A 6600-nucleotide genomic window follows, 5' to 3' on the forward strand; every position below is an offset into this window, starting at 1 on the left:
TCATAGCGTCGCCGCCACTTTCAAGCCCTCGTAAACGGCCTCTTCCGCCGTCCGCGGCGCGAGGCTGTCGCCGATGACATGCACTTCCGGCACGAGATCGTGCAGCACGCCCGAGAGATCATCCACCGGCGCATGCCCGAGACAGAGAACCAGCGTGTCGACCTCCTCGAAGAGGATCGGCTGGTCGCTGGTCGTGTGCTGCATGTAAACCGTTCCGCCATCGCAGCCATAGAGACGCACATAGGGCGTCACCCGCACGCCGATGCGATGCAGTTCGGCGGCGATGTTGTCGCGCACATAGAGCGGCAGCAATTCGCCGGGATGTGTGCCGTTGACGGCGAGATCGACGCTGCAGCCCTCGGCGACGAGACGTTCGGCGATGCCGGGACCAATCCAGTCGCAGCGCCAGTCGACCACGACGACGCGGCTGCCGGTCTTCACCTCCTTGCGCAGCACCTGCCAGGCATCGACGACCTGAATGCTGTCGTCGATCGGCAGGTCCGGCCGATAGGGTTTCGCACCCGTGGCGAGGATGACGGCATCCGGCCGCTCCGCCTCCACCAACGCCCTGTCGACCCGCACGCCGCGCTGCACACGCACATTGGCAAGCTCGACCTCTCTGGAAAGATTGGTCACGATGCCGCCGAATTCCGAGCGCCGGGGCAGAAGCTGGGCGAGTTGCGCCTGTCCACCCAGCTGGCTCGCGGCCTCGTAGAGCGTGACCTTGTGGCCGCGTGCGGCAGCGACGGCGGCGGCCTTCAGGCCGGCAGGCCCGCCGCCGACGACCATGACGGATTTCGGCCGGACCGCCGGTTCGAGCGTGCCGAATTTCAGCTCGCGGCCTGTCTCGGGATGCTGGATGCAGGAGATCGGCACGCCGCGATGGAAATGACCGATGCAAGCCTGGTTGCAGGCGATGCAGGCGCGGATGTCGTCCATGCGGCCTTCCTGCGCCTTGCCGGGCATTTCGGGATCGCAGATCATCGCCCGCGTCATGCCGCAGACATCCGCCGAGCCGTCTGCGATCACCGCATCGGCCTCCTGCGGCTGGTTGATGCGGCCCGTCACGAAGACGGGAATGCCGAGCGCTTTGCGGAAGCGCGCCGCATCCCCCGCCAGATAGGCGGCGCGATAGGCCATCGGCGGCACGATATGCACCGCACCGCCGAGCGAGGCGGAGGTCCCGGTCGTGATGCTCACATAATCCAGCAGCGGCTCCAGCCGGCGGCAGATTTCCAGCGCTTCGTCATTGGCCAGCCCCTCCTCATCGCGCTCGCCGGCGCTGATGCGCATGCCGATGACGAAATCCTCCGAGGTCGCGGCCCGCATTGCGGCAAGTGCCTCCTCGGCAAAACGCAGCCGGTTTTCCAGCGAGCCGCCATAATCATCCTCGCGGCGGTTGACGCGCGCATTGAAGAACTGCGCCGGCAGGTAGCCGTGGCTTGCCACGAATTCGGCGCCATCGACGCCCGCCGCATGCATGCGCCCGGCCGCCGACGCATAGCCGGCGACGATCTCGTCGATCATGCGCTTATCGAGCGCGCGCGGCATCACGCGGAACCGTTCGTTCGGCGAGACGGACGGCGCGTAGGCAACGGTCAAAAGCCCGTCGCCACCTTCCATGATTTCGCGGCCGGGATGAAAGAGCTGCGAGAACAATGCGCAGCCCTCGGCATGACAGAGTTCGGCGAGGCGGCGATAGCCGTCGATGCAGTCGTCCTCCGTCGCCATCAGCATGTGCGAGGTGTAGCGCGCCGTCTCGTGCACGCCCGCCACCTGACTGACGATGAGCCCGACACCGCCCTTTGCGCGGGCGGCGTGATAGGCAAGCAGCGCCTCGTTGACGAGCCCGTCCGTCGGTAATGTCGTGTCGTGGCCCGTCGACATGATGCGGTTCTTCAGCACCACGCCGCGGATTTTCAGCGGCTGGAACAGGTGCGGAAACGCCGCTGGGGCCTGCGCCACGGCGCCGTCGGAACGTTCGGCTAGCGTCATCGGGATCCTCCTCCCAAACCTGTCAGGCAGCGTCAGACGTCGCTGGAGAGAAATGTATAGACCTTGCGGGTCTGCTCATGGATCGTCCACTGGCCGCGCCAGCCGAGCGGCAGCGCGAACATTTCGCCAGCCCCGATCTCCTGCGAGGTGCCGTCGCTGTTGTGCAAGGTCACCCGGCCGTTGAGCAGGTGGCAGACCTCGGCATTCTGCGTGCGGTCGGCGGTGAAGCGGCCGGGCGTGCATTCCCAGATACCCGTTTCCATCTTCTCGTTCGCGCTCGTCCAGAGCACGCGCGTCGCCTCCTGCTGGTCGCCCTCGATGGAGGTGGGTTTTGCTGCGAAGGCGCCGATGTCGAGTTTCAGGAGGTCGCCGAAATTCTCAAAACTGATCATGGAAATATCCTTTGAAGAGGCTCAGTGGCCGGTGATGCTGTCTGCAAGGCCGGCAAGTTTGGATGTGTGTTCGAGGCCCGCGAACTCGCGTTCGTCCGCCATGCGGTAGAACTGGTACATGGAATGCACGCCGAGCCAGCGGAACGGCTCCGGCTCCCATTTGCGCACCGTGCGATTGACCCAGGGCAGGCCGGTCAGTTCGGTGTCGCGATTGAGCACCAGATCGGCCAGCGTGCGGCCGGCGAGGTTCGTGCTGGACACGCCGAGACCGACATAGCCGCCCGCCCAGCCGATGCCGCTGTCACGATCGAAGCCCGCCGTCGTGCACCAATCGCGCGGCACGCCGAGCACGCCGCACCAAGCATGGTCGATCTTGAGTAATTTCGTCTGCGGCAACAGCCGCGTCAGGATGGCATGGAGCTGGTCGATCGTCGCCTGCTGCGTGCGGCCGTTGACGTCGGTCGCCGAGCCGAAGCGATAGGGCACGCCGCGTCCGCCCATGGTGATGCGGCCCTCGCGGGTGCGCTGGGCGTAGCAATAGGCATGCGCGGCATCGCCGAGCAGTTCGTGGCCTTCCCAGCCGATCTCCTTCCACAGCGCTTCCGGCACCGGCTCGGTGACGATCTGCGCGCTGTTGAGCGGCAGCCAGGTGCGCTCGTGGCCCGGCAGGCCGGCGGTGAACCCTTCCGTGGCGCGGATGATCACCGGCGCGCGCACCGTGCCGCGATCGGTTTCGACGCGGCCCTTCTCGAACCGGGTAACGGCGGTGCCCTCGAAGATCGAGACGCCGAGCCCTTCCACGACTTTCGCGAGGCCGCGCACCAGCTTGGCCGGCTGGACGCGTGCCATGTCGCGGATGACGAAGGCACCCAGGACGTTGGCGACGCGGATGCGCTTCGCCGCCGCCTCGGCGGACAGCATTTCGATACGTTCAGACGGCATCTCCCAGTCGAGATAGAACTGGTATTCCTCTCGGGCCCGTTCGAGCTGCGGCTTGTTGGTCGCGAAGGTAATGTTGTCGACGCGCAGGATATCCGCATCGATGCCTTCAGCCTCCGTGACGCGGATCACTTCGTCGACGGTGCCGGCCATGGCGCGCTGCATGTCGACGACGGCGCCGCGGCTGGAGGTCTTGAGATATTTCTCGCGCGACCAGCTGAAGCCACCCGACAGCCAGCCGCCGTTGCGGCCCGAACCGCCGAAGCCGGCGAATTCGCGCTCGACCATGACGATGTTGAGCGAAGGGTCGGCCTTCTTCAGATAATAGGCGGTCCATAGGCCGGTATAGCCTGCGCCGATGATGCAGACATCGGCGTCGCGATCGCCGGGAAGGGCAGGGCGCTTCTGCGGAATGCCGCCGATATCGGCATACCAGAAGGAAACGTTACCGTTGGTCTTGACATCCATGGCAGGGGCTTTCGGGTTCACGTCAGCGTCACGTCGGCGCTGGCGTCATCGGGGAGGAGGATGAGATCAGAGGGCAGGAAGGCGATGTCGACGGTATCGCCGATCCCGAAGTCGACCGCGCCGAGCGGGCTGCGCACCACGGCGATGGTGCCGTCCGCCAGCCGCACCTCGTATTTCGAGCCGGAACCGAGATAGATCGCTTCGGCAATCGTGCCCGTGAGGCGGTTTTCCACCGAAACGACATCCGCGCCGGGACGCTTTAGGGCCACGCGCTCGGGCCGCAGCAGGATCACCGGACGGGCGTCGCCGGCAAGACGACGATTGGCGACGACCTTCTGCCCGCCGATCGTCATGACCGTTTCGTCACCTGAAATCTCGACCGATCCGCGCAACACCGTGGATTCACCGATGAAACGGCCGACGAAAAGCGTCGCCGGACTGTCGTAGAGTTCACGCCCCGTGCCGATCTGCTCGATGCGGCCGCCGTTGAAGACGGCGATGCGGTCGGAGAGAACGAGCGCCTCTTCCTGGTCGTGCGTCACATAGACGAAGGTGGTGCCGAGTTCGCGGTGGATGCGCTTGATCTCCAGCTGCAGCCACTCGCGCAGCTTCTTGTCGAGCGCGCCGAGCGGCTCGTCCATCAAGAGCAGCGGCGGGTCGAAGACGAGCGCGCGGGCGAGCGCCACGCGCTGCTGCTGGCCGCCCGAGAGTTCGTTCGGGTAGCGATGGGCGAAGTCGGCCATCTTCACCATGTCGAGCGCGCGCTTGACGCGTGCCTCGCGATCATCGCCCTTGATGCCGCGCAGCGTCAGCGGATAGGCGACGTTCTTGCCGACGGTCATGTGCGGGAAAAGCGCGTAGTGCTGGAAGACGACGCCGATATTGCGCTTGTGCGAGGGCAGGCCGGTGACTTGTCTGCCGCCGATCTCGAGCGTGCCGGAGCTGATGTCGGTGAAGCCGGCGATCAGGTTGAGCGTCGTCGTCTTGCCCGAGCCCGAGGGGCCGAGCAGTGTCATGAATTCGCCGGGGCGGATATGGAGGTCGATATCGTTGAGCGCCGTGAAGGCGCCGTAGCGTTTGGAGGCCTTGCGGATTTCGATAGCGGCACCGGCGGAACGTTGGGGAGCGTGCATGGTCAGGTCCTTCCGCGGCGCATGCCCAGGAGCAGGCCGGCGATGATGATGAGCGACGTGGCGATGAAGAGCAGCGTACCGACGGCCGCGACAGTCGGATCGGCATCGCGCGTGATCGAGGTATAGATCTGCACCGGCAGCGTCTTGAGATAGGGGCTGGTGATGAACAGCGCGACGATGATCTCGTCGAACGAGGTGATGAAGGCGAAGAGCGCGCCGGAGAGAACGCCCGGCAAGATCAGCGGCAGCGTCACCGTGCGGAACACCGTCAGGCGACCCGCGCCAAGGCTCGACGCCGCCGTTTCCAGCCGGCGGTCAAAGACTTCGAGGCTCGCCTGCACGGCGATCAACACAAAGGGGATGGCGAGCATGGTATGGGCCAGCACGAAACCGGTGACAGTGCCGACAAGGTGCGTATCGAGATAGACCGCATAGATGCCGATCGCCAGCACCACGCCCGGCACGACCATCGGCGTGATCAGAAGGGCGCGCAGCAGCCCGCCGGTGCGCGCAGCAGCGCGTGTGACACCGAAGGCGGCGAGGGTGCCGATGACGGTCGCCACCACCGCGACGATAAGGGCGACGATCAGCGAGTTGGAAAAGCTCGTCGTCCAGTCCGGATTGCTGAAGAAGTTCTCATACCATTGCCAGCTGAAACCGACCGGCGGGAAGGCCAGCGACTTGTTGCCGTTGAACGACATCGGGATCACGACCAGCGTCGGCGCCAGAAGCAGGATCGCGACGAGCAGGCAGAAGAGACCGAGGAAAATGCGCGAGAACGACGGCATCGGCTACGCCTCCCTGCGCGAGGATGTGTGTTTCTGGCGCATCAGCGGGGCGGCCAAGGCGAGAAGCACGAAGGTCGCGACCAGCAGCACCACGCCCATGGCGCCGCCACGGCCCCAATTGAGCAGGCTCAGCACCTGGTTCTGCACCAGAGAGGAAAGCAAAATGCTGCGCGGACCGCCGAGCAAAGCCGGGGTGATGTAGAAGCCGAGCGACAGAATGAAGACGATGATCGCGCCGGCATAGACGCCGGGCAGCGACAGCGGCACGTAGATCTGCAGGAAGGCCTTCCAGGGCTTCGCACCCAGGCTGCGGGCGGCCTGCAACAGGCGTGTATCGATGCCCTTCATCACGGAATAGATCGGCAGGATCATAAAGGGCAAAAGCACCTGCGTCATGCCGATGACGACACCCGGCAGGGTGCGGATCAGCTTGACCGGAGACAGGCCGAGGCCGCGCAGAATGGAATTGATGACGCCTGAATCCTGCAACAGGATCACCCACGCCAGCGTGCGCACCACGCCGCTCAGCCAGAAGGGCACGAGGACGCAGAGGATAAGCGCCAGCCGCACATTCTTGCCGACGATCGTCATGGCATAGGCGTAAGGATAGGCGCAGATGAGGGAGACGAGCGTGACCCAGGCAGCGACGACGAAGGTGCGTTGCAGCACCGTGCGGTTCACGGCGGACTGGAAGAACCAGACGTAATTGTCGACGCCGACGGCGGGATCGGTGAAGGAGCGCCACACGACGATGCCGAGCGGATAGGCGAGCACGACGAGCAGCACCAGCACGGCGGGTGCGGCAAGCCAAACCGCGCCGCGCGGTCGCCATCGCATGAGGAGAGCGGGCCTGTCAGGCATGTCGGTCACTGTCGTCTCCTGTCG

General features: G+C 65.3%; 6 protein-coding genes. All 6 read right to left on the bottom strand.

Annotated elements, in window-relative coordinates:
- Genes ACOZKU_RS15680 through ACOZKU_RS15705 form a run of 6 tightly spaced genes read right to left on the bottom strand, consistent with a single transcriptional unit; the run spans position 1 to position 6576 of the window.
- On the bottom strand, positions 1-1995 hold the full coding sequence (locus ACOZKU_RS15680; RefSeq protein ID WP_421579642.1) for an FAD-dependent oxidoreductase: 1995 nt from the start codon (positions 1993-1995) through the stop codon (positions 1-3).
- Positions 1996-2027: 32 nt separating this feature from the next.
- The gene (locus tag ACOZKU_RS15685) at positions 2028-2387 is read right to left on the bottom strand and encodes a cupin domain-containing protein (protein ID WP_421579643.1); all 360 of its coding nucleotides are present in this window, start codon (positions 2385-2387) and stop codon (positions 2028-2030) included.
- Positions 2388-2408: 21 nt separating this feature from the next.
- On the bottom strand, positions 2409-3794 hold the full coding sequence (locus ACOZKU_RS15690; RefSeq protein ID WP_421579644.1) for an NAD(P)/FAD-dependent oxidoreductase: 1386 nt from the start codon (positions 3792-3794) through the stop codon (positions 2409-2411).
- A gap of 17 nt (positions 3795-3811) precedes the next feature.
- A complete protein-coding gene (locus ACOZKU_RS15695) occupies positions 3812-4927 on the bottom strand; it encodes an ABC transporter ATP-binding protein (protein WP_421579645.1) in 1116 nt (371 codons plus the stop codon).
- 2 nt (positions 4928-4929) lie between these two features.
- Positions 4930-5715 (bottom strand): ABC transporter permease, encoded by a 786-nt coding sequence (locus tag ACOZKU_RS15700; protein WP_421579646.1) that lies wholly within the window; start codon positions 5713-5715, stop codon positions 4930-4932.
- Between the two features lie 3 nt (positions 5716-5718).
- The gene (locus ACOZKU_RS15705; RefSeq protein WP_314089264.1) at positions 5719-6576 is read right to left on the bottom strand and encodes an ABC transporter permease; all 858 of its coding nucleotides are present in this window, start codon (positions 6574-6576) and stop codon (positions 5719-5721) included.
- Positions 6577-6600 lie beyond the last annotated feature (24 nt).

This window comes from Shinella sp. M31 (assembly GCF_049199205.1).
Lineage (GTDB): Bacteria > Pseudomonadota > Alphaproteobacteria > Rhizobiales > Rhizobiaceae > Shinella.